At 67.2% G+C, this 23,271-nt stretch carries 17 protein-coding genes; 2 read left to right on the top strand and 15 right to left on the bottom strand.

Going from position 1 to position 23,271, the window contains the following annotated elements:
- Positions 1 to 4: 4 nt before the first annotated feature.
- Positions 5 to 832, top strand: coding sequence for an MBL fold metallo-hydrolase (locus FOF52_RS00085; RefSeq protein ID WP_248591781.1), 828 nt, complete (start codon positions 5 to 7; stop codon positions 830 to 832).
- Positions 833 to 951: 119 nt separating this feature from the next.
- Here FOF52_RS00085 and FOF52_RS00080 read toward each other — a convergent pair whose 3' ends face one another.
- Genes FOF52_RS00080 through FOF52_RS00070 form a run of 3 tightly spaced genes read right to left on the bottom strand, consistent with a single transcriptional unit; the run spans position 952 to position 2,679 of the window.
- The gene (locus FOF52_RS00080) at positions 952 to 1,182 is read right to left on the bottom strand and encodes a hypothetical protein (RefSeq protein ID WP_248591780.1); all 231 of its coding nucleotides are present in this window, start codon (positions 1,180 to 1,182) and stop codon (positions 952 to 954) included.
- A complete protein-coding gene (locus FOF52_RS00075; protein ID WP_248591779.1) occupies positions 1,179 to 1,766 on the bottom strand; it encodes a hypothetical protein in 588 nt (195 codons plus the stop codon). Before FOF52_RS00075 ends, FOF52_RS00080 begins: the two co-directional genes overlap by 4 nt.
- Complete coding sequence (locus FOF52_RS00070) at positions 1,756 to 2,679, bottom strand: DNA-processing protein DprA (RefSeq protein WP_248591778.1); 924 nt, start codon at positions 2,677 to 2,679, stop codon at positions 1,756 to 1,758. The genes FOF52_RS00075 and FOF52_RS00070 overlap by 11 nt, the downstream gene beginning before the upstream one ends.
- 284 nt (positions 2,680 to 2,963) lie before the next feature.
- Here FOF52_RS00070 and FOF52_RS00065 point away from each other — a divergent pair, with 284 nt between their 5' ends.
- A complete protein-coding gene (locus tag FOF52_RS00065; protein WP_248591777.1) occupies positions 2,964 to 5,048 on the top strand; it encodes a UvrD-helicase domain-containing protein in 2,085 nt (694 codons plus the stop codon).
- Positions 5,049 to 5,092: 44 nt separating this feature from the next.
- On the opposite strand, the gene FOF52_RS00060 is transcribed toward FOF52_RS00065, so the two are convergent.
- The 12 genes from FOF52_RS00060 to FOF52_RS00005 all read right to left on the bottom strand — a co-directional run bounded on the left by FOF52_RS00060 (position 5,093) and on the right by FOF52_RS00005 (position 22,763).
- The gene (locus FOF52_RS00060; RefSeq protein WP_248591776.1) at positions 5,093 to 5,395 is read right to left on the bottom strand and encodes a hypothetical protein; all 303 of its coding nucleotides are present in this window, start codon (positions 5,393 to 5,395) and stop codon (positions 5,093 to 5,095) included.
- Between the two features lie 44 nt (positions 5,396 to 5,439).
- Positions 5,440 to 6,159 carry a hypothetical protein gene (locus tag FOF52_RS00055; protein WP_248591775.1) on the bottom strand — a complete coding sequence of 240 codons (720 nt, stop codon included), beginning with the start codon at positions 6,157 to 6,159 and terminating at the stop codon, positions 5,440 to 5,442.
- 144 nt (positions 6,160 to 6,303) lie between these two features.
- A complete protein-coding gene (gene drmC / locus FOF52_RS00050) occupies positions 6,304 to 7,095 on the bottom strand; it encodes a DISARM system phospholipase D-like protein DrmC (protein ID WP_248591774.1) in 792 nt (263 codons plus the stop codon).
- Positions 7,092 to 8,951 (bottom strand): DUF1998 domain-containing protein, encoded by a 1,860-nt coding sequence (gene drmB / locus FOF52_RS00045; RefSeq protein ID WP_248591773.1) that lies wholly within the window; start codon positions 8,949 to 8,951, stop codon positions 7,092 to 7,094. Before drmB ends, drmC begins: the two co-directional genes overlap by 4 nt.
- Positions 8,948 to 12,484 carry a DISARM system helicase DrmA gene (drmA, locus tag FOF52_RS00040; RefSeq protein WP_248591772.1) on the bottom strand — a complete coding sequence of 1,179 codons (3,537 nt, stop codon included), beginning with the start codon at positions 12,482 to 12,484 and terminating at the stop codon, positions 8,948 to 8,950. Before drmA ends, drmB begins: the two co-directional genes overlap by 4 nt.
- A 53-nt stretch (positions 12,485 to 12,537) precedes the next feature.
- Complete coding sequence (locus FOF52_RS00035) at positions 12,538 to 12,969, bottom strand: hypothetical protein (RefSeq protein ID WP_248591771.1); 432 nt, start codon at positions 12,967 to 12,969, stop codon at positions 12,538 to 12,540.
- A 155-nt stretch (positions 12,970 to 13,124) separates the two neighbouring features.
- Positions 13,125 to 14,855, bottom strand: a complete 1,731-nt coding sequence (locus tag FOF52_RS00030) for an ABC-three component system protein (RefSeq protein WP_248591770.1) — start codon at positions 14,853 to 14,855, stop codon at positions 13,125 to 13,127.
- A complete protein-coding gene (locus FOF52_RS00025; RefSeq protein WP_248591769.1) occupies positions 14,845 to 15,105 on the bottom strand; it encodes an ABC-three component system middle component 6 in 261 nt (86 codons plus the stop codon). The genes FOF52_RS00030 and FOF52_RS00025 overlap by 11 nt, the downstream gene beginning before the upstream one ends.
- Entirely contained in the window at positions 15,102 to 16,046 is a 945-nt protein-coding gene (locus tag FOF52_RS00020; protein ID WP_248591768.1) for an ABC-three component system protein, read from the bottom strand. The genes FOF52_RS00025 and FOF52_RS00020 overlap by 4 nt, the downstream gene beginning before the upstream one ends.
- A 650-nt stretch (positions 16,047 to 16,696) precedes the next feature.
- The gene (locus FOF52_RS00015; RefSeq protein WP_248591767.1) at positions 16,697 to 17,332 is read right to left on the bottom strand and encodes a hypothetical protein; all 636 of its coding nucleotides are present in this window, start codon (positions 17,330 to 17,332) and stop codon (positions 16,697 to 16,699) included.
- A gap of 41 nt (positions 17,333 to 17,373) precedes the next feature.
- On the bottom strand, positions 17,374 to 18,603 hold the full coding sequence (locus FOF52_RS00010) for an AAA family ATPase (protein ID WP_248591766.1): 1,230 nt from the start codon (positions 18,601 to 18,603) through the stop codon (positions 17,374 to 17,376).
- A 68-nt stretch (positions 18,604 to 18,671) separates the two neighbouring features.
- On the bottom strand, positions 18,672 to 22,763 hold the full coding sequence (locus tag FOF52_RS00005; protein ID WP_248591765.1) for an Eco57I restriction-modification methylase domain-containing protein: 4,092 nt from the start codon (positions 22,761 to 22,763) through the stop codon (positions 18,672 to 18,674).
- Positions 22,764 to 23,271: the final 508 nt, after the last annotated feature.

Here is a 23,271-nt window from a genome sequence, read left to right as displayed (position 1 = left end):
CGCCGTGGACCGTTCGCCGTGGATCTGCCTGACCTGCGGGGGCCACTACCCCGCCGCCGAGGAGCCGCCCGCCTCCTGCCGGTTCTGCACGGACGAACGCCAGTGGGTGCCGCCGACCGGCCAGCGGTGGGCGACCCTCGCCGGTCTGGCCGCGGACGGGTATGCGACCGAGGTCCGCGAGGTGGAGCCCGGCCTGCTCGGCATCGGGGTGCGCCAGCACATCGGCGTCGGCCAGCGCGGTCTGCTGGTGCGCACCGCGGAGGGCAACCTGCTGTGGGACCCGCCCGCCTTCCTCGACGAGGAGGCGGTCCGGGCGGTGCGGGACGCGGGCGGGCTGCGGGCCGTCACCGCCAGCCACCCCCACATGTACGGGGCGATCGTCGACTGGAGTGACGCCTTCGACGCCGAGATCCTGCTGCCCGAGGCGGACGCGCACTGGCTCCAGCGGCCGTCGTCGGCCGTGCGCACCTGGTCGGGCACGCTGCCGGTGCTGCCCGGTGTGACGCTGGTGCAGTGCGGCGGGCACTTTCCCGGCAGCGCCGCCCTGCACTGGGCCGACGGCGCGGACGGCGCCGGGGTGCTGCTGGTCGGCGACACGGTCATGGTCACCCCCGGGGAGGACCGCGTCACCTTCATGTGGAGCGCGCCGAACCGGCTGCCGCTGCCGGAACGCTGGGTGCGCGGCATCGTGGCGGCGCTGCGCCCGTACCGGTTCGACCGGATCTACGGCGGCTGGTGGCTGCCGGTGCTGCGCCGCGACGCCAAGCGGGTCCTGGAGTCCTGCGCCGACCGGTACGTCCAGTTCCTGCGCGGCGAGGTGGACCTGGGGTGAGCCCATGCGGGCACGGCTGCCCGGCAGGGCCTCCGGACAGCGGATTCATCCGGTGGCGGTCCGGAGCCGTCGACGGCGTCGATGCCGGGCGGTGCTCTCCCCGGTCCCGCTTCTCGGGGTCACGACCGCCCCGGCCGGTCCGCGACCGCGACCGACGGGCCTCCTGCCGCGTCCTCTTCGTGGACGGCGCAGGTGGTGGGGTCGAACGGGTCGCGGGTGATGCGGTTGACCAGTGGCTGTGCCGGCGGGAAGCTCGGTTCGAGTTGTCGGGCGAGCACCACCGTGACGACCTTGTGGGCTCCGGCCTGTTTGAGCCTGTGGGCCGCTGACTGGGCCCGGGCGCCGCTCACCCACGTGTCGTCGACGAGGAGGACGGCGGTCTGCGGCCGGGGTCCGGGATCTCGTCGAGGAGGAACCATTCCTGGTGGAACTCCCGTGCTCCGGGCGAGACGTCGCGATTGACTCCGAGATCGATTCTTCGGAGGCTCCGGACCGTCGGCGCGAGCAGGGTCTGCAGCGGATGGGCCTGGCCGGGGTTCTTGGTGCTGGGCACGAAGGCCACGTGGGTGAACGACGCGACTCCGGCCGTCTTCTTGACGCAGCGGATGTGTCGCACGCAGAAGTCCCGGAACAGCACGGCGAGGTTCTTGCGGGCCGCTTCGCTCGCCGGATTCTTCTTGTACATCCGCAGGTCGCGGCTGTGCTGTCCTTCGTGCCCGTTGCGGTAGGTGATCGGGACGACCAGGTCGGCGAGGAGTCCGTGCGCCCTGCGCTGGATCTTCTCGCACTGGTAGCAGTGCTGGTACCAGGGGCTCGTGGTCGCGCCGAAGCAGGTCCGGCAGACGCCCTCTCCGTGGCGGGGTCCGGCGTTCAGGTAGTTGAGCTGGACTGCTACCCGGTTGGCTATCTGGTGGCGGCGTACCTCACCAGCCAAGTTCTGCTGCTTCCAGGGAAGCGACGAGTTCGTCGACCGTCATGGTGGACTCGGCGAGGATGTCGTCCACGATCTCCATCAGGTCCGCCATCCCCGCCACGACGTACACTCCGGGGCGTTCGGCGTAGTCGCGCGCCCACTGGTTGGCCAGGAGTTCCCGGGGGAAGATCACCGGCCGTCCGTGTTTGAGGGCGTACCGCGCCTGGATGCGCGCACCGCTGTGCTCTCCGGCCTCGACGACGATGGTGGCGGCGGCGTAGCCGCTCATCACCGCGTTGCGCATCGGGAAGCTCTGCCGGGTGGGCGGCGCGTCGGGCAGGAACTGGCTGAGCACCATTCCCCGTGCGGCGATCTCGTCTTGGAGTTCCCGGTTCTCCCAGGGGTAGTAGCGGTTGATCCCGGTCCCGATGACGGCCACGGTCCGTCCGCGCTGTCGCAGTGCCGCGGTGTGCGCGGCCGTGTCGATCCCCGCCGCGAGGCCGCTGACGACCGTCACTTCCCGGTCCACGAGCGCTTCGGCGATGTTGCCCGCGATCTCCAGGCCGCGCGGGGAGGCCCTGCGCGAGCCGACGACGGCGATGGCGCGTCGGTCGTCAGCCTGCTCGCCTCTGGTGAACACCACCGGGGGCATTTCGTGGATCTCGCGGAGTGCGGCGGGGTAGTCGTCCTCCCAGAAGGCACGGACGCCGATGCCGCGGGACTCGCAGTGTTCCAGGAGGGCGCGGGCCCGGGACATCGCCTGCTCGACGGGATCGTCTGCGACGTCGAAGAGGACATCCCGGGAGCCGAGGGTTTTCTCCAGGACCGTCCAGACGCTGTCGGTGTCGAGGATGTCCTCGACGATTCCCGACCACCCGCTGCCCCTGCCCAGCAGAAGGGCGAGCAGGGCGACCCGTTCTTCACTGCGCCGCATATCCCCCAGGTTAGAGCGTTTCCCCTGGACAGCGAATTCCGCCATCGGAGCCACTCCTTCCCTGGTCGCACTCCACCAACGGAACCAGTCTAGAACACATGTTCTAACACAGGAGGGGTCGATGTCGAGAGCGGACTTCCGTGGCGAGAGGCCGCTCCCGCCTCTCGAACAGCCCGATTCCGCGAAGTTTCGGACACTCCGCCCGTAAGCTAGGAGACACGTTCCGCTCCTTTCCCGCCGAAGGCGGCGTTTTCATCCCCCGACGTCTGGAGAAGATCCCCGCCATGCCGCAGCTCGCCATCGACAAGGACTTCCTGCAGCGGTACGCGAAGCTCGACAAGCGCGTGCAGAAGGCCGTGGACGAGGCCCTCGCCAAGTTCGCCACCAACTACTACGCCGGCGGGCACCTGGAGAAGATCGCCGACGCCCGCGACCCCCGCGTCCGCACGCTGCGCGTCACCCGGGGCTACCGGGGCGTGGTGCTCGCCCCGGAGAGGGGCGACACCTACCTGCTGGTGACGGTGCTGCCGCACGACGACGCCTACGCCTACATCCGCACCAAGCGCTTCTCCGTCAACCAGGCGCTGGGCGTGCTGGAGGTCCGCGACGAGGCCGGGCTGGAGACGATGAGCGACGTGCTCGCCTCGGTCGCCGAGACCACCGAGACCCGCCTGTTCGACCACGTGCCCGACAAGCACCTGCTGCAGTTGGGCATCGACGACCAGGTCCTGTCGATCGTGCGGCTGCTCACCGACGAGGCCCACCTGGACGCGTTGGAGGCCCTGCTGCCCCCGGCCCAGCACAACGCCCTGGTGGCGCTGGCCTCCGGGATGACCGTGGAGGAGGCGTGGGAGCAGCTCAGCCGGGACCTGGTGGAGGAGGCCGCGCCCGAGCACGTCGACCCCGACGACCTCACCGCGGCGATCCGCCGCTCCCCCGACCGGGCGGTGTTCGTGGAGGGCCCGGAGAGCCTGCGCGACCTGCTGGACGCCCCGTTCGACCTGTGGCGGGTGTTCCTGCACCCGCAGCAGCGCCGGATCGCCCACCGCGACTACAGCGGCCCGGCGATGGTCACCGGCGGCGCGGGCACCGGCAAGACGGTGACGGCGCTGCACCGCGTCGCGCACCTGGCGGCCCGCTACGACTCGGGGCGGCCGATCCTGCTGACCACGTTCACCAAGACCCTGGACGCGGCGCTGCGCACGCAACTGGAGCTGCTGGTCAAGGACCCCGCGCAGCGGGAGCGGGTGGACGTGCGCAACCTCGACCGGGTCGCCTACCAGGTAGTGGCGGAGGACCGCGGCTCCGCCCCGACCCCCTGCCGGGACGCGGACCTGGAGCAGCTGTGGGACGAGGCGGGCGCGGACAGCGGGTTCCCCGGCGCGTTCCTGCTCGGCGAGTGGGACCAGGTGATCCTCGCGCAGAACCTGCGCACCGAACGCGACTACCTGGAGGCGCGGCGGCGCGGCCGGGGCGGCAGGCTCGGCCCCGAGCAGCGGCGCCGGGTGTGGCGCGCGGTGCTGGCCGCCACCGCCCGGATGGCCGAGGCCGACCTGTGGACGTTCACGCAGATCGCCGCGGAGGCCGCCGACATCCTGGACCGCACCGGGCAGCGGCGCTACTCGCACGTGGTGGTGGACGAGGCCCAGGACCTGCATCCGGCGAAGTGGCGGCTGGTGCGGGCGCTGGCCGCCGAGGGCCCCGACGACCTGTTCCTCGCGGGCGACCCGCACCAGCGCATCTACGACCACCGGGTGTCGTTGAGCGCGCTCGGCATCAACGTGCGGGGCCGCAGCCGCCGGCTGACGGTCAGCTACCGCAGTACCCAGGAGATCCTGTCGTGGGCGGTGCGGGTGCTGGGGGCGGCGCCCGTCACCGGGCTGGACGACCTGGCGGACAGCCTGGACACCTACACGTCCCCGCTGCACGGGCGGCGGCCGGTGGTGCGCGGCTTCGCCGACCGGGCGGCCGAACTGGACGCGCTGGTCGCCCAGGTGGAGGAGTGGCTGTCCCAGGGCGTGGAGGCCGACTCCGTCGGGGTCGCCGCGCGCACCCGGTCGCTCGCCGGGGAGGTCACGGAGCGGCTGCGGGACGCGGACATCGACAGCGGGTCCCTGACGCACGGCCCGGGGGTGCGGGTGGGCACCATGCACGGCATGAAGGGCCTGGAGTTCCGGTGCGTGGCGGTCGTCGGGGTGGACGCCGACCTGGTGCCGTACGCGGAGCAGGTCGCCGACCGCGCCGAGGACCCCGTCGCGCACGGCCACGACCTGCAGCGGGAGCGGAACCTGCTGTTCGTGTCGTGCACCCGGGCCCGGGACGCGCTGTACGTGTCGCACAGCGGTGAGCCGAGCCCGTTCCTGCCGTAGCCGCGTGGGGCGGGCCGGGACCGCGGCCCGCCCCACGCGGCCGGTCACATGCGGTCGCCGACGCGGCTGCGGGCGGTCTCCAGTTCCTCGGGGGTGAACAGTTTCGCGTAGGCGGGGTGGCTGAGCACGACCGCCTCGACGGTCAGGTCGAGCCGGCCCAGTTCCCACAGCCGGACGAAGCCGTCGGAGATGGTCGGCTTGGACAGCAGCAGTCTGGCGGTGGCCAGGGCGCCGCGCTCGTTGAGCATCTTCCGGAAGTAGGTGGGCCGGTACCCGGTCTCCGTCCAGGTCCGGTCGCACGCGGAGTTGAGGGCCTCGTCGAACGCGGCGAGGATCTCCGGGTCCACCCGGCCGTCGGCGGTCTCCGGTGCGGCGGGCGGGCCGCTACGGGTCAGAAGATCTCCAGCTGTCCGGGGGTGGGCCGCACGACGGCCCTGATGTGGCTGAGGGTTTCGGGGGACACCTCGTAGAGCCGGTCGACGTCGTCGGTCCACAGGGCGAAGGCCGACCGCAGCTCCTCGGGGAGCCGCTTGAGTTTGGCGATTTCGAAGGTGAGCGCGGAGTCGTCGCCGATCTCCGCCGCAGAGCGGACCGCGGTCCAGATCTCGGCGAAGCTGCCGAACAGCGCCCGGAGGTGGGCGGCGCAGCGGTCGATCCGGTCGAGGAGTTCGGCCGCGCTCTCCTCCCGGTCCGCGTCCCCCTCGGCGGAGGCCGCCGGTTCGGGCAGGTCCTCGTCGGCGAAGAGGTCGTCCTGCTCCTCCTCGGCCGTCCACCGGGGGATCTCCCCGCTGGGCGTGTAGCCGACCTTGCCGGGCACGGCCCAGAAGTCGGTGCCCCAGTCGTCGAGCAGCACGTCCTTGGCGACCCGCGCCAGGGCCGCGTAGACCCGCAGCGGCGCCTCGTCGAGCTGGTCGACGGTCGCGCAGAGGTCGTCGACGCACCGCCTGATCCTGGGGTGGCGGAAGTCGGCCAGGTCGTCGTCGATCCGCGCCGCGTACGCCCCGATGCGCCGGGAGGTCTCGGCGAGCCGCTGGTCGAGGGCGGCGAATTCGACGTTCAGCCGCTTCTTGAGTTCTTTGAACTCCTCAAGCGCTTCCTTGTCCCTCAGCACGGGGCCCGCTCCCTCACCACCGGTTTCCAGACGTGGGGAACCGTAGCAGGCGGATATGACATCCCCGCGGGTTTTCCACCACCCGGCCATTTCTCGAACATTTGTTCGCATTTCTATCAGCGAAAAGGGATCCTCTCCCATTCGCTAGCTCTGTCCCAGATCTGTTTTCAACAGTTTCAGCGGACCGTCTTCCCCCATCAATGCCCGAAAGTGTCCGACGATCCGCCTCACCGTTCGAGGATCGCGTAGGAACACCCCCACCTCGATGTTCTCGTTCAGTGCCCGTCCGGTCAGGTTGGCGCTTCCCACGAGCGCGCTGCTGCAGTCCGCGGCGATCACTTTGGCGTGCAGGGCAGCTCTCCCGTTGGCCCCCCGTTCCGCCGACGGCCAGTGCCAGAACCGGACCCTGCCCTGGAGAGCGGAGAACGCGTCGGCCGCCCCCGTGGAGTCCTCCAGGACAAGGTCGATCCGCACCCCCCGGTCGGTGGCTGCCGCCAGCGCACCGACCAGCCCCGCCGACCGGTAGGCGGCGAAGCTGACCACGAGGAGTTCTCGCCGGGCAGAGGCCACGAGCTGGAAGACCGCAGCGGAGGTGAGCCTGGTGGGCTGTTCCAGGCTCGACGGACCGGTGACGACCACCTGCGCCCGGAGCCGTTCCGCACGTTCGCTTGTCTCCGACGCGGTGAGGAGGGCCAGCGCCAACGCCGTTCCGGGAACCTTCGGTTCCCGACGCCACTGGGCGGCCAGCGTCGAGGCCAGTGACGCCGAACCGCCACCGGGGGCGGCTGCGATCAGTTCGGCTTCCAGCGCCTGGTCTGGTCCGGGATGCCGCCGGAGGATCGCCGCCCATGCGTGAGCCTGCCGCGCGGGCAACTGGGCGGCGATGCGAACGACCGTGTCGACGAGTCCCCGCCGGAACCCGGATTCTTTCGTCACCCGAAGAACCCGGCGCCTCGGGTGGCCTGGGACATGGTGTCGACGACCAGTGCCCGGTCCAGGTAGTGGTTCCCGCGTACGCAGGAGGTCTCGGCGGCGAACAGGCAGGCGTGGCAGGCCGCCCCGTAGAGCCTGGCATGGTCTACGGGATCGTGTTCGGCGCACAGGGGGTCGGAACTGCACAGCCGGGCCGCGTCGAGTGCCTGCTCGATGATGGCTCCCAGCCTCTCGGGTTCCTTGCCGAGGGAGACCAGTCCGCCGAGGGTTCCCTCGCTGTCGGCGGCGGCGGTGTAGAGGAGAATGCCCGCCATGGGCTGGGATCCTCCGCGGGCGTAGATGCGTTCGGCGATCCCGGAGGCTCCGTACCCGGATTCGAGGGCGAGTTCGCGGATGAGCACGTGGGCCAGTGAGTGCAACAGCACGTAGCGGGCTCCGGGCCACTCCCCCGGTTTCATCTGGCGGGCGGCGCGCCACCGCTCGTGCCCCTCGACGAGGCTCCTCTCTCGCTCTTGGACGGCCGGTGATGTCTCCCAACGGGCGATCCGCTCCTCGGAGAACTTCAGGAAGATGCCCTCGCCGCGTTGTTCCGCACACGGCACCCAGGTCGGTTTCTCGATACTCAGGGATGCCACTCGGGCGTGGTCGGTGGAGAGGACGTCGAACTCGGGGGCGTCGACCCGGGTGAAACCGTAGAGCGCGCCAACCTCGCGCAGTCGGGGCACCAGGACGACCCGGTCCAGAAACGACGTCGCGGTGCGGGGGGTGGCGACGCGCTGGGTGGTGAAGTCGGGCAGGGTGACCGGTTCGGGGCGGGTGAACGCCTCCCATTCGGGTTCCAGGATATCGATCTCGCCGTCCTCGTCGGAGGTGTCGACGGTCTCCTGCTTCGCAACGGCCCGTTTCTGAATCGCGGCCCAGACCTTGTCGAAGCCGTGGCGTTCCAGTTGCGGCCAGAAGTTCATCTGGGTGATCAGGGGTTGCGCCTGCTCCTTGGAAAGGGCGGTCATCATCTGGAGGGTCGACCAGTTCTCCGCGATGTCGTTGTCGAGTTCGTCGTCCTCCTGGGGGAGGCTGAACACCCTGATCTGCATCGGGAACCAACTGTTGGTGGCGCCCAGGGACATGGCACGGGCCGGCTTGCCACACCCCTCGAAGGTTCCGAGATGCGGGTGCCGGCCCCGGCAGGCCGGAAGGTGGCGGAAGGCGTTGTCCGTCCCGAAGGCCACGGCCATCGAACGGCCGGCGCCGCAGGAGCAGCGGACGAAGAGGTTTGCGGCCTCTCCTGAGGTGCCCCGTTCACTGAGGGTCAGTGAGTGGCCGCCGTCACCCGGCGCGGGTTCGGCTCCCTGATGCGCGTAGTACATCCACGGGAAGTCGTCGAGGTGGCCGTCCGCACAGGCGAGCACGAACCGGGCGGGTACAGCGGTGGGGCGTTTGCGTCCCTGTCCGGAGCAGCCGTGCACGTAGCGGGTCTTGTCCGGCCGGTAGGGGTCGGGCAGCAGGGTGAACAGACCGGAGTCGACCGGTGCGATCTTGTTGCACACGGGGGAGGTGCAGCGCAGCCAGCGGGGGAAGATTCCCACGGGGACGCCGATCCTGACCCATTCGTCGAAGACGTTCCTGGTCGGCGGGGTGTAGGGCGGGGTCCGCAGGTCGGTCACCTGATCGCCGAGTTTGCGGCGGACCGTGGCCAGCAGCCGGTCCTCCTTGACGGGGGTGCTCTTGGCCTGTTTCCACTCGTCGAGGCCGAGGACGATGACGGAGAGGTTGGGCAGGTCCACGATCGAACCGACCCCGTAGGTGTGCAGCAGCTGGTTGGCGCGTACCTCTCCCACGCGCTGCGGCTCGCCGGTCATTCGTTCTTCTCCTGGTTGGGCAGGAACGGCGGTTCGTTGTCGGTTCCGACGCCGTGGTCGGGGTTGAGGACGAGTCGGATTCCCGGTTCCACCTCTCTCAGTGAGGTGGGGCAGGTGGTGGGCCGCCAGCGTCCTTCGCCGGGGTCGGTGAGCAGGCCGACGACGTCCTTGGACTTGTAGGGGGGCTTGTAGGCGAGGGTGATGCCGTCCCTGCCCTGCCTGTTGCGGCGCTGGTGCCATACGTCGAGGCGGTGGTTGGCCTGTTCGGCGACCGCGAGCGCCTCGCTCCTGTTGTCGGTGACCTGTTCGGCGCGCCGTTCGATCTCGTTGACGATGTGATCGGCGAGTTGCCCGGTGCGGTCGAACCGTCCTGCGCCGAGGTTCGGGTTGAGGGTGTCGGAGAGGTTGCGGGCCAGGGAGACGATCAGACCCATCAGGCCGCGGTCCACGGCTCGGGCGGCGAACGGGGTCACCGAGAGCGCTTCGACGTGCCGGTAAAGAGTGGCGTGGTAGTTGCCGAACCGTTCGTAGTGGGACAGGTCGCGGGGGCGCGACCAGCCGTAGACAGTGAACACCAGTCCGGGGCTGCTGCGGCCGACGCGGCTGGTGGCCTGGATGTACTCGGCGGTGGACTTGGGTTGGCCGTTGACGATCATCACGCCGAGACGGGAGACGTCGACGCCGACGGCGATCATGTTGGTGGCCAGCAGCACGTCGATGGGGTGGCGTGTGTCTTCGGTCTTCGGGAACGGCACCTGGAGTCGGGAGAGGACCTGCGGGATCGCTTCGGATCCGAGGCGGGAGGTGAGTTCCTCCACGAGGGGACGGCCGCGGCGGGCGAGTCCCCGTTCGTCGGCGCGGCCGAGCCGGGTGGCCACGTCGTCCTCGACGACGCGGCGTACGCCGCCCAGGTCGCGCAGGCTGTTGAAGTAGCCGACCAGGGTCATGTACGGGTCGGTGATCTCGTTGCCGCCGTACTTGTCGTGGAGTTTCTGGGCGGCGGCGAGCACGGCCACGTAGAGGCGGATCTGGGTGGAGCGGAGCCGGACGCCGTGCGCGCAGATCCCCACGTAGCGGCGGCCGTCGCGGACGGCGGGGTCACGTTGGCGAGCGAAGAAGTTGTCCGCGGCGTCCAAGCCCGGTGGTGGGAAGACTCTGGTCTCACGTCCCGCGAACAGCGAGCTGATCTGTCGGGAGGCGCGTCGCACTGTCGCTGTGGAGGCGATGACCTTGGGGCGGACGTTCACGGTCATCTCCCTGCCGGGGACGGGATACTCCCAGGTGGCGAGGCGGTCCACAGCGGTCTCGTAGAGGCCGACCAGTGAGCCCAGGGGGCCGGAGATGAGGTGGAGTTCGTCCTGGATGATGAGGTCCGGCGGGCGGAGCCGCTCCGCTGGTCGGACGGACGCCGCAGGGTGGCTCCGCCCTCTGTGTTCCGCCTTGTGGCTCCGGGCGTCTCCGCAGACGGTGGCGTGGAGTTCACCGGTGAGATAGCCGTGTCGCTCGCAGACCTGGCGCACCCCGCCGAACAGGGCTCGTGTCTCGCCCTGCCAGGCGAGTTGGGCGAACTTGTCGACGGTGGCGATGACCAGGGAGGGCACCAGGCGGTAGATCTCCTGGTCGACGACGAGAACCGGGAGGCCCTCTCCTTGACTGTTGTAGGAACTGAACGGGCAGTCGAGGTCGGGGCAGTGCACGAGGGTGCGCTGCCGCACGGTGTCGACGTCGATGTCGGTCCCGGGGTCGATGGCGCTGCCACACCAGGCGCAGGCCATGAGCTGGTGAGGGGAGCCGTCGGCCCGGTTGCCGCCGCGACCGGTGCGTTTGGCCTTGACCCAGTCCGCGGCGGCGTCGGTGCGGTTGGGGGTAACTTTGCCGCCCACCCACAGGCCGATGCGGAAGGGCACTGCTCCCCATGTCTGTTCGTCCTGGCGGCGGAGTACCTCGCAGGCGCAGATGAGGGTGGCGGCGCGTTGGAACTGCTGGATGGTGAGCAGCCGCAGTGTGTAGCGCATGAGGACGGCCACCCCGGAGTGTCCGCGGAACGCACCGACCGTGCCCTGAAGGCGGCGGATGGCGAGCGTGTAGGCGGTGAGGCCAAGGTAGGCCTCGGTTTTGCCGCCACCGGTCGGGAACCACAGCAGGTCAGCGATGCGGCCTTCGTCGTCGGCCCGTTCGGGGTGGGCCGGGTCGGTGAGTGAGGGCAGGTTGAGCAGCAGGAAGGCGAGCTGGAAGGGGCGCCAGCTGCGGTTGCGCGGCACGTCCAGGGACTCCACCAGGTCGTCGATGGCCTGGTCTTCGTCGCCGTCGCGTTTCTGCGCAGCGATGGAGTGGACGCGTTGCAGGTACATGGCGCGGTTGGCGAACCGGAACGCGGCGAACGCCCGGGGGTCGTTCTCCAGCAGGTCGATGGCCTGGCCGATACGTTCTGCGGCGACTTCGGCGTCCACAAGGTTGCGTTCGGCTTCGGCGCGGTAGTCGCCGAGGTGGGTTCCGGGGTCATCGATCCGCGATCTCTGGCGTTCGATCCACCGCCGGTAGCCGGTGACCAGCGGGTCAAGGGCGGTGCGTGCGGACACGGCGTCCATCTCGGAGAGCGCCTTCATGTCCACGACGAGGTCGGCGAGTTCGGGCAGGTCGGGATCGTCTGCGGCGTTGGGCACGTCGGTCGCGGGAAGTTCGTGTCCGGGGACCGCCGAGGTGCGCACCCGGACCGCCCGCATCGGGTCTCCGGGGGCTGTCTCGACGTCCACTGCGACGCTGTGGCCGACCGCGAACTCGGCGGCGAACCGGTGGGTCATGGCCAGTCGCCGCTGTTCCTCGATGTCGAGCCGGTCCCCGCCGGCGAAGCTCTCGGGACGGGGCACGAAGACCGGGGAAACTCCGTCAGCGGCGGTGAGGCTCAGTTCGGCCTGGAACAGCCAGAGTTCCTGGCTCTTGGCGTCGCCGTGCTGGGCGTTGACAAGGAAGACGGTGACCAGTCGGAGCCCGCCGTAGGTGCGTACCCGGCCGCGCACGCACACCCCCGGCTGGTCGGGGTCGAGGTCGAATGGTCCGAACTCCCCATCCCGGTCGACGGGGATCTCTGTCTCGCCCCGGTGGGGCTCTCGACGGTAGATCTTTCCCTGCTTCTCCGGGTCCGGGTTGTCCACTGAGATGTAGCGCGCCCAGGAGGCGCGGGCGTGCAGCTGCGTGGTCTGCGGTTCCACACACACGGTGAATCCGTGCGCGGAGCAGAACATGCTGGGTGCCGCGGGGGCGTCGGGGCCGGTGGAGCCGGTGTCGTCCACGTCGGGCTCGTCGCTGTCGAAGACTCCGGAGTCGGCGAGCCCGTCTTGTTCCTCGGGTTGGATGAGCGCGCCGTTGGGGGCGAGGCGGCCGAGGATGTAGCGGTCGACGGGACGTTCCCCGCTGGGCAGTTCCTCGTGTTCGTCTCCGTCGACCGGCCCGTACAGGTCCTCGACGACGAGCCGTTCGAGTTCGGCTCGGATCTGACGCGCGGTGGGGGGCGTGAGCACCGGCTTGTCACTCATGCAGGCCACTGTAGGGCGATACGGTGACAGACCGCGAGGGATTGGGAAAAGCCTCAACCGGTCCGCAGGGAGCCGAGCTTCTCACGGGTGGCGGAGACCTTCCAGAACTCGTATCCGTTGCGGCTGGCTGTTCCCGCTCCCGGTTTGAAGTGGCGGATGACGGCCTTCGCCGCCCCGCTGGGGGCGGGGAACAGTTCCCCCGACCACGGCGGCGTGTCGATGGTGAGGGTTCCCGCTCCCGGGTCGTACCGCCCGTCGACGCGTTCACCCGCGTAGAGGGCGAACACCGGGACCTCCCGCGGCTCGGTGGAGCCGTTCTGCTTCGGGGACCGGACGTTTCTCGGGGACTCCGCCGGGGCGGATTCCCCGCTCCAGGAGTCGATGAGGCGGATGACGACCCCGCTCTCGCTCACTCCCATCAGGCGGGCAGCAAAACGGAGTTTCTCGATGGCTTCTTCGGGGAGGTCCAGGAGGATTTCGGGCATCGGTGGCTCCGGCAGTTCCAGAGATCATCGGGCACGATCACTGTGCCACGGTAACCGCGCTCTCGCCCCTTGTCGTCCACTTGTTCCGGTCAGGCGCTCCCCAGAGACCGGCCGGGAGCGGGCAACGTCCCCTGGAGGGCTGTTCCGGTCGTCCTTCAGAACCGGAAGCCGAAGAGCCCTCCGTCGGGGGTGTCGTCGAGGCGGGGCTCGATGACGTAGGGGGCCGGATCGAATCCGAGGTTCTCGGCCTTGGCGAGGTCGTCGGAGTTGATGGTGACGACGTACTGCATGCCTTCGTCTTCCATGAGCCGGGCGGCCAGCGTCAACGCCCGGTGGACCTGGCGTTCGTCCACACCGTCGTAGAGCTTGCTGTCGTGGACCAGGAAGTCGGGGCCGCGTCCCGCACGGTGCGCGATGATCGCGCAGGTCAGGTCGAAGCAGAAGGTCTTCATGTTGGAAATCCCGCTGCTGTCGTCGCTGTCGAGCTGCAGGATGATGTCCAACGCGCTCTTGCGTGCCTTGAAGGCGAGATAGGGTGTGCGGTCGTTTCCGTAGAGCTCCTGGACGAACGAGCTGAACAGGGCGTTGGCCTGCTGTTCGACCTCGGCCCGCTCCTCGATGTCGGTCTGCATCTCCTCTTCGAGGCGGTCTTTCTCCCGGTCGATCTCCCGTTTGCTCTGTTCCAGGGCCTGTGCTGCGTTGAGCCGGTGTTGCAGCGCTTCGAGGTGGGCGAGTTCCCGGCCGAGGGCGTGCTGCATGACGGTGAGCGTGTCCAGTGCTCCGCCCTCGTTCAGGACGCGCATGAGTTCGGCCTGGCGGAGTCCCAGTTCCTCGCGTTCCCGTTCGCTGGCTCTGATGCGTTCCCGGAGCTGGGCGATCTCCTCGTCCAGGTAGTGCCGACGGTTGCGCACCACTGCCTGGTGGAACTCCCTGACCTGGTCGAAACGGGCCCGAACCTGGTCGCCGAGGACGACGTTGAGTTCGGCGTAGGCCTGTTCCAGGTAGCGGTCGTCGGGTTCGTGCACGTCGGTGACGGCCTGTTCCAGCTCTTCCAGGTTGCGGCGGTGGACGACCTCGTCGTTGCGGAGTTTGCGGATGCGGCTGTTGACCTCGTCGGCTTCCCGTTGGATCTCCTCGTACTCGGGGACCACCTGGAATTCGTCGATCTGCCGTTGCAGGTCGTCGACCCGCTGCTGGACCGTGCGAATCTGGCCGCGTAGTTCCGCCGACGAGCCGACGATCCGGCCCCACACGGGGTCCTTCTCCGCGGCGGCCAGTTTCCTCCTGGTCGACTCCCTCTCGGAGAGGTCGGCGTAGCGCCGGGCCAACGCCCAGTCCATGCCGAGCAGGTAGCACAGGTTGGTGGTGACCAGGTGGGCGGAGGCCCGTCCCGCGGGTTTGAGCGCGTCGTTGAACCCGTCCCTCTCCTCACGGCGCAGGTAGAGGCTGAGTAGGGTGCGTCCGCTGAGTCCCTTGTCCTCAGGGCGTATGCCGAACAGGTCGCGTTCGATGGCGGCACGCCACTCCTTGAGCGGAACGGGCCGCTCACCGTCGAAGAGAGTCTGCGGCCCCCGTGTAACGTCCGGATTCAGCAGGACCTCGCTCGGCCGACGGCCGGTCCGCCTGACCCTGATCGGTGTCTCCTGCCCCGGCCAGTCCATGTCGAGCTGGAAGATCGAGTCGACGGTGGCCTTGTGGGTGGTCAACTTCGTCTTGTCAGCCCCGAGCAGGAAGTGCAGCAGTTCCACCACGCTTGTCTTGCCGACGGCGTTGCGGCTCTGGTCATCGGTGGAGGTCTCGGTCCGGTCGGCGACGAGCAGGTTGAGCCCCGGCCGGAAGCGGACCGTGCGGAAACGGGGGTCGTCCGATCCGAGTTCACGCAGCATGGGGACGCTCCCTGAACACGAGGACGTCGTGGCGGAGTTCGACCACTCCCAGCGCGTAGAGGACGTCGAGAGCCAGGACGAACCACCAGAAGGGAATGGGGGAGGTGTGCCGGTGCTCGGCCCGCCACTCCTTGAGCCGCCGCCACGCCTGGGTGACGGTGACGGACTGGCGTTCGGTGGCCAGCAGGATCTGCGCACCGACCGCGAGCAGGGCGCGTTGCGGCGCGATGCCCTTCGTCGGGGTGATCACCCTGCCACCTCCGTGTAGTCGTCCGACGGCTGCCAGTCTTTGGGCGGGACCTTGAAAATCTCACACTCCCCGAAGAAGTACATCAGGATGACCTGCGCGTCGACGTATCTCTTCCGCGAGGGAGCCTTGTTGCCGAGAACGTACTGCTGAAGCTGGTAGAAGACCTCGTCGGGGTCCTCGTGTTCCTGGCTGATCCGCTGGTACTCGACGTGGAAGGCGGCAGCGGCCTCGTCGCGTTCGAACGGGTCGTTCCGCTGCTGGTAGTAGGCCTCGACCAGAGGGACGTACTTCATGCGCTGCACCAGTTCGTCCCGCAGGTCGACGGAGAATCCGTTGTATTCGAGCTTGTTGCGCGGCGGCGGAGAAATCGCTCCCGGCGGTCTGGCCTGTGCCCGCTTCTCCCTCAGTTCGTCGAGGAGCGGAGCGAGGTCCCTCAGCTCGACCCCGGAGACCGTCTCTTCCGCGGGGAACTCCTGTCCGAGCAGGTCCTCCGCATCCGGGACTTCAAGTCTGCACATCTCCTGGATGAAACGGGCCGCTCCGAACACTTCGAACGCGATGGAGGGGTGGGCCGTCCGGGCTTTGCTGAGCTCTGAGCTGACCACCGGCCCGACCCCCCGGAGGTCGTTGTGGACGAAGACGAAGGTGTCGAACTCGTCCCCGCGCTTCTCCAGGGCCCCGGCGAGGTCCTTCGTGAACTTTCTTCTGATCTCGGAGGCGTCGTAGGTCTCCGGCGCGTAGCACGCGTAGAGCTTCCGGTTGTTGATCGTGAGTCCGTCGGCGCTCAGATCCCCCAGACGGCCCTGGGTGCGAACCGGCACGAAGTCGGGGTAGCGAAGTTGCATCAAGCTGTGGAAAAAGGACTCGAACCCTTGGCTGTGCAGTTCACTGAGCTTCGCTCGCACCATCGGCCGCACGAGAAACCGCTGCCAGGACTTCACCGTTGCCCTCTACCTCTTCCTGCCGCACCGCTCCTTTCTTATCAAGTTTGCATGACCCCTGCTATAGATTTCTCCGATTTGAGCCCTCGCAGGAGGAACAAAAGCTTCCTAGCAAACCAACACGAGCAGCTGAGCCACTTCTTTCACATTTTCGATCAGCCGATGATTGCAATCAGCACTGGAAGTTACACAGAACTCACGTAGCTGCGAGAGTACGGTGGGTACGCGAAGAGTTTCCTACTGGTCTACGACCGCTCGCGAGGTGCGCTGCTCAGCGAGGCAGAGTTCAGCGACACCCGCGAGGCCATGCACGCCTGGTTCGCGACTGAGGACACCTACCGAGACCAGAACATCGAAGCCGTGTGCTCAGCGCCCGGGCCCGCAACGATCTGCTCCAGACCCACGGCCGCTACTTCCTGTCCATGCACGAACTCGCCGAGAGGTTCTCATCGTCAGTCCGAGCCGCCTCAGCCTGAACGGAGAACCCGTTCGTCGCGCTTCGAAGTCATCACTTAGAGTGATGACTTCGAAGCGCGACGAACGGCGCCGTTGTGGTTAGGATCGGGCGTACGCCCGATCCTAACCACAACGGTACTTGTTGATCAATTTGATTCTTGAGACACTCATGCAAAACTAAAAGCCGAGCTCGATCAGCCTTTTCCCACTCTGAGGTGGCTGCTACCGCACTCGCGGGCGTCCGAACAGAATCGGTCCCAGGAGCGGTTGGAGCCTTTCGGCGAGGCGAGGTGGCCGCCGTCGACGATCGTGCGGAACACGTCCGAGGCGTCCGATTCCCGGTAGCGCCGTTTTCCTTTTCCAAGCTCGCCCATCAGGATTTTCTTCGGGTCGGTGATCCGCCCGGTGTCTCTGCCCTGATGTTTGGCGGGGAGTTTCCATGTGGACACCATGGCGGTGAGCGCCTGGGGGAAGAGCAGCATCCACGCCTCCATCTCCGCTACAGCCAGCACGTAGTGGGCGCTGTCGAGTTGAGTGCGGAGTTCGCGTTCCACTTTCTGGTGGACTTCCGAGTACCCCCGACTCTCCGGGGCGTCGAGGTCCTCATGGATGAAGACACAGGCTACTTCTGCCTGTTCCAGCTTTGCCCGCGCCCGGACCTTGCGTGCCAGCGTGTCAACCCGGTCTCTGAGGTTGCTCCCCGTCGCTTCCCGTAAGCGCACTTTGTCCTTGATCTCGACGATCCGGCCACGCATCTCCGGACAGATCTCTTCAAGCAGGATGCGCAGACTCGCACGGTCATTGCGGTCCTCCCCCGCAACGACGACCACCGGTTTGCGCGTCGCCCTGGTGCTGGTGCCCCCTCTCCGGCTCAAAGGTCCCCTCCCAGACTGCCCGAGAACCACAGTTCTCCCAGCGGCAGCCCTTCGCTGGCCTCCACGATCTCCTCGATCTGTCTGGTGGACAGCGCCGGAACCTGTGAAGCTCCCTGCTCGTCACGCTGGCAGACGATCAATTCGTGGGGTTTCAACCGGTCGGCGAGGGCAGGTGAGTGAGTCGCGATGAGGAACTGAGTGCGTTCACTCGCGTCCCGGAGGCGTTCGACCAGCAACTCCAACGCCTGCGGGTGAAGACCGTGGTCGATCTCCTCAATACAGGTGAGTGCGGGCGGATACGGATCGTAGAGCAGTGCGAGAAGTCCCAGCAGCCGGATGGTCCCATAGGAAGCGTCAATGAGCTGTATAGGACCGTTCAGCCCTTTTTCGTGCAGCACAATGACGACCTCGCGCCCCGCCCCCGAAGGAAAGTCAAAATCGATCCGGTTCAGCTGCGGCAGGACTTCCCGAGCGTCCTCCTCAAGCTGCCCCCACGCCTCTTCCTCCTCCTCTCGCAGCCACAGCAGGAACGCGGCGAGATTGGAAGCGTCGGGGGCCAGCGTGAAAGCCCCGTCAGCCAGTGAGAGGTGATTCATGGCAACCGGGTAGCGCGTAGGGTTACAGGCCGCGGAAACGTTCACGTCAAACACCCGAAACGAAGCGAGCCGTTCTGCAAGCGCGGCCACCTCGGTCCCGCCGGACTCGTCGGTCAGCCGAGGGAGGACGGACAGCCCACTGCTGAGACGGCGCAGACCGATCGAGTGTCTCGTCTCCTCCTTGGTCTCCTGCTTCACGTCGACCACTTGGGCCCTCTGCCCACTGATGGTGATCCGCCGTCCGCGCCCCTGAGTGCGTTTGAACCTAAAGCTCTCCCGGCGTGACAGCGAAACGGATTCTCCTTTCGAACGTTGGGTGATACGCAGCTCGTACTCGTCGGGGGCGTTGTGACTACTGTTCCTGGTCCAAGTGGCCTTCAGGTTGATCCGGATGTGGGACGGCGTTCCTTCCATCCCCCGAAACGCAGTTGCCGAGAAACCGCCTCTGGCGTTCAGTGCGGGCTCGATGTCGTACCGGATGATGTCGGCAAGGAATCCGAACACGTCGAGTACATTCGTCTTTCCCACGCCATTGGGTCCGACCAGCACATTGAGCGGTCCGAGCGGAATCTTGACTCGACGCAGGCTGCGGAAGTTCTCGACGCTCAGCTCAAGCAGCCGTCTCTCCACAAGATCAGCTTCCTTCCCGTCTCTCTTCAGAGACTCCCCGGAGGGCTTGTCGGCTTGGACTCAGGGCCCTAGAACAGTGCGTTGTCCGGGGGGAACATCGCGCCGTCGATCGAGGGCTGGGGAGTGGCCGCAGGCTTCCGCTTCTTCTTGGCCGCACCCTTGCGCTTCCTGCTCGGGTACAGGCCCTTCCGCACCTCTTCGTCGTGCCGGGCGAAGTTCAACTCCAGCAACCGGTCCAGCACCTCCACCCGGGCGGCGGGGCTGATCGTCCAGCGCGTCCCCTGCGGGGTCTCGTGGTGGCCGTGCCCGAGGTCGAGGTCGTGCCAGCCGTAAGCTTCCTTGACGGCTTCGTCGATCTCCACGTGGATCTCACGGAGGCGGTCGATGTCGGAGTCGGAGTAGTCGGGATCGTGAACGAGGTTGTAGAGCTTGGTGAGACCGAGTTGCCGGGAGAGCATCAGGGGACGGCGGAAGGAGTCGAGGAGTTCGCCGGTCTCGGTCACCTTGGTTGTAAGTTTTGGATGCGGAAAGGTCTCATAGACATCCGAAGGGGAATAATTAAGATCCGCCTTCATAGTAGAAGAACGAGCCCACGCCCAGTGATAATGAAAGGCACTTGACAAAACAGAGAAGTGAGAAGTTTTGCTAGTAGCGAAAACCGCAAGTTTATGGGCAAAAACTTGTCCAGCAAGAACAAAGGCTGGCATGACCAACGGACTCACAAGGGTGATAACCAGAACTCGATCCAAGCCCGAGATCGCCTCTTGCATCTCTGGCCGGGTTCTCAAGAACTGCCACCAGTACTTACGCCCGTAGTCATCTTTCTGCGCCATCCTCTGAGGCTTCACGTCTCGCTCTACGATGGCGAATGGCTCAGGGTATTCTCGGGCCTCGTCTTCGGTCATCGTGCCAAAGTTGATGACCCAGCGACTGGGAGAGCAGTCCGGACGGGTGTTGAGGTCTTTACCGTTGAGGTAGGGGAACAGCACGTCCCGGTTGCGGGGATCTCGTTCGATGAGGGCCTCTGCCTCCTCGGGTTCCAGGATGAACCCCTCACCGAGGACATACGTTCCGATGAACGCCTGGTCTTCGTTCGCCACCAGCCTCCACGGCTGCCACCGCTTCTTTTGCTTCTTTCTTTCCTCGACCACCCGTGATGCCGGGTCCAGGGACGAGGTAATGGCCCGGACGGGATCGTCGTTCAGGACAGCCTTCTCCTGCTCCCCGGCGTGTCCTGCCCATACCAGCGAGACGTGTACGTTTGCGCTTCCTTGCCACTTCTGGCTTTTGACAGCCCGGTAGATGGTCCATCCTTGTTCGACTACCTGGTCCAGGCCTACTTCCCGGGTGTCCCCCTGGGCGATGGTGTTGGTGGCGATGATCCCGGTACGGCCCTTCGGGGCGAGCTTCAGGTTGCGCAGCAGGAAGTAGGAGCACAGGTCGGCGCTGCCCCGCTTGCCTCCGGCGATGTCCACCACCAGGTACTCGCGCACGTCAGTGCCGAGGATGCCGGTGAGCCGCTGCCCGCCGATGAACGGCGGGTTGCCCACTACCGCGTCGAACCCGCCGTTGCCCATCACCTCGGGGAACTCCAGCACCCAGTGCAACGGCTTGATCGGGGCTTCCCGCTCTCCGGTCAGCCAGTCCTCGATACGTTCCCTGAATCGTTCCTCCACGAGGGAGTCGTGGGTTCTCTCATCCAGCAGCGCCCTCATGTCGGCGGAAATGTTGAGCAGCAGGTCGTCGTAGGCCGCCTGCCAGCCGAGTTTCTTGCTCTCCCTGTCTCCCTGCTCCCACCAGCGTTCCACCGTGGTGTAGCGGTCGGCCGCCAACGCGGCAGCGATCACCGCATCAGCGGCGAGACGGAACCGCTGGGAGTGTCGCCTCGCCTTGGCGAGCAGGTCTGTCTTCCTCTCGATGTCCGAGGGATCGTTGTCCGGGATCTCCTCGATCTGCTTCCTCAGGTCAGCAGTCTCAGCCAGCACGCTTTCGATCTCGTTCTGGATTTCGATCACGTTGGCGTGCAAGCTACGGCCCCGCTCCGGGTCAGTGTGGAATGCTCGGAGCTGTTCCTCGCTGACCAACCCCACCAGGGAGTCCCCGCAGCGCAGGGCGTGGTCGAGGAAGCTGAACGGCTTGTTCTTCTCCAGGGTCTCCAGCCACAGCGACAGCTTGGCCAGTTCCACCGCCATGTCGTCGCGGTCCACACCGTAGAGGCACGAGGCGGCAACCCGGCGCTTGGCGAACAGGGTCAAGTCGTCGAAGTTGGCGTCCCAGCCGAGGGCTTCTTCGATCTCTCTCGGCAGGCCGTCGCGCCGCCATGCCTCCACCACACGGTCGGCGAGATAGCGGCAGGCCGCCACGAGGAACGCCCCCGACCCCATAGCCGGATCCACGACCTTCAGCTTCAGCAATTCCTCAGCGGGTTTGACCCGCCATTCCGCGCGCTCTGCGCCCTCGGCCGGTCCCGGGCTGTGGACCAGCGGAGCAAGGGTGTGCTCGACGACCTTTTCTGCCAGGGAGCGCGGCGTGTAGTGGGTGCCGGTCTTGCGGCGCTCTCCCACCTGGGTGAACAGCACTGACCGGGCGGGGAAGACCGTCGGCTCGCTGCGTAGATCCGCGCGGAGCAGGCCCCAGAACGGCAGGACCCGGTCGGCAAGGTCGGCGTCGGAGTCCCCGGCTGCGTGCAGGGCGGCGCTCTGCTCGGCTGTGGGGACGGCGGCCAGCGCTTTCTCCAACTGCTTGGAGGTGGCGTCGGTCTGCTCCTTCAGCCAGGCGAGGAAGTGCTCTTCCCCTGCCGAGTACTGGGTTTCCAGTTCGCGAAGCGGCAGCTCCGGTTCACGTTTGCCGATGAGTCCCACGTACGGTTCGTCTACCCGGACGCAGGAGAACTCCAGCAGGCCCTCGTAGATGTGCCCGATGTCCTCGACTCCGAGTCCCTTGTAGGAGATTCGGGTGGGCGTGCCCTTCCTGCCGCGGGGACGCAGCATGAGCAGAGCGTCGAGGACTTGGAAGACGACCCGGTCGGTGACCCGCAGTCCGTCCAGCCATGGGAACCGGGTGGGGCTGAACATCTCACCCCCGTAGGCGGGCATGCGCAGGTCGGGGTGTTCCACCCCCTTGTAGATACCGGTGAACAGGGCGATCAGGCGCGGCCAGGCGGCGGCCCTGCGGTCGCCGATCTGCTCGCCGTGCCGGTCCTGGTCTCGCTTCAACTGGTCGTAGAGTCGGGTCACCGAGTAGTGCTCGACGTAGAGGTCGTCGCCGGGCAGCAGCCGCTGCTCCTCGGCGTAGAGCAGGAACACGATCCGCATGAGGACGGTGAGCGCACCTCGGTAGATGTCGCGTTCACTGACGGGAGCGAGCAGTGCGCCGTCCGCCTCCCGGTCGAGGCGGGCGATCTCGGCGACCAGCAGTTCCACGGCCTGGCGGACCTGTTCGCCGAGCTTTTCGGTGAGGCTGCCCTGCGCGGCGAAGGTGCGGGCGAACAGCGCCGCCGTGGAGTCGGTGGGATTGGTGCCGTCACGCTCGATCTCGGGCAGGCGCACCCGGTTGCCGGCGAGCAGCGTGACGAAGGCCGCTAGGAGGACCGGTTCCTCCAGCCACAGGTCAGCGTCGAAAACGGCTGTGGAGGTGGGTTCTCCGGGGCGGGCGTGGACCAGTGCCCACAGGCGTCCGTTGGTGAGCAGCGCCAGGGGGACGCCTTCGCTACGGCAGCGTGCCGCGGCCCGTTCGACCGGAGCAGGGCTGTCGCGCCGGGCGCTGGTGAGGTCGGTTTCCCAGGGAAGGCGATACAGGTGCAGGCGTGGTTCGGGCTGCCCGCTGGGACCGGGGCCGGTGAGCACACGGTCGGGGTGCGGTCCGGGTCCGCTCCGGGTTGGTTCAGTGAAGAAGCGCGGTTTCCAGCCGAGCAGCTTCTCGGTGACGAAGTCGATCCAGGAGGGCAGCAGCAGGTCGGGGTCGGCCTGGACCTCGCCCCACGCCTGGCGTACTCGGCTCCGAGTGTCGGTGTCCACGCTGTCGAGGCCGTGCGGAAAAACCTGGGTGAGGACGTCCACCGACAGGAACGGCCCGTCGGGAGCGACGAGCCGCAGCCACTCGGCGTGCTGGTCGGCGGGCGTCTGCTGGGGGATGCGCGTACCGCGCCGCTTCGGAGGCATGCTCCGAGATTATCGACGCCGGTCCCCGGAGGAAACCGGAACTCCACGATCCGTGGTGTGGCCGTTCCGCCTGGCAAGAACACTGGAAGCATCCTCCCAGCCTCTTTCGGTGACCACTGGCCCCTCACAGCATCACCCATTTAGGGGATGTCCGGACATCATTCCCATATTCCGGACACGATCATTGTCAATCCCGAAGCCTCCCCTGATACTGGCTCGTCATTACGCCTCAGGAGACTGTCAGGGTCACCGCCACACCTCTTGATGTGGAGCGGGTCCTCCGCCCTCAGCTCGCCCCCCGGTGCGGGATTCCAGGGAATCCGCTGATCTCGGCACCCGAATCCAGAACCTGGCCGATTATTTCAATTCTCGTCGTTCCTGACCACCCTCTGGCACGGCTCCACCGTAAGAATCCCTCACCTGGTGCCCTCCGAAGCCCGCCAAGCGAGCAGGGGAACTCCCCTGCACCGCTCGCACTCCTAGACCTGACTAATCGGAGGTGCAAAGA

The sequence above is a fragment of the Thermobifida alba genome (genome assembly GCF_023208015.1).
Taxonomy (GTDB): Bacteria; Actinomycetota; Actinomycetes; order Streptosporangiales; family Streptosporangiaceae; genus Thermobifida; species Thermobifida alba.
The sequence above is the reverse complement of the archived record's forward strand: the minus strand, read 5'-3'. Positions and strand labels throughout refer to the sequence as shown.

What these genes read in the sequence shown, in the direction of transcription:
- FOF52_RS00070 (WP_248591778.1), bottom strand. Translation starts at nt 2,679, where the DNA reads ATGCGGCGCAGTGAAGAACGGGTCGCCCTGCTCGCCCTTCTGCTGGGC.
- FOF52_RS00065 (WP_248591777.1), top strand. Translation starts at nt 2,964, where the DNA reads ATGCCGCAGCTCGCCATCGACAAGGACTTCCTGCAGCGGTACGCGAAG.
- drmB (WP_248591773.1), bottom strand. Translation starts at nt 8,951, where the DNA reads ATGACCGGCGAGCCGCAGCGCGTGGGAGAGGTACGCGCCAACCAGCTG.
- drmA (WP_248591772.1), bottom strand. Translation starts at nt 12,484, where the DNA reads ATGAGTGACAAGCCGGTGCTCACGCCCCCCACCGCGCGTCAGATCCGA.
- FOF52_RS00035 (WP_248591771.1), bottom strand. Translation starts at nt 12,969, where the DNA reads ATGCCCGAAATCCTCCTGGACCTCCCCGAAGAAGCCATCGAGAAACTC.
- FOF52_RS00030 (WP_248591770.1), bottom strand. Translation starts at nt 14,855, where the DNA reads ATGCTGCGTGAACTCGGATCGGACGACCCCCGTTTCCGCACGGTCCGC.
- FOF52_RS00005 (WP_248591765.1), bottom strand. Translation starts at nt 22,763, where the DNA reads ATGCCTCCGAAGCGGCGCGGTACGCGCATCCCCCAGCAGACGCCCGCC.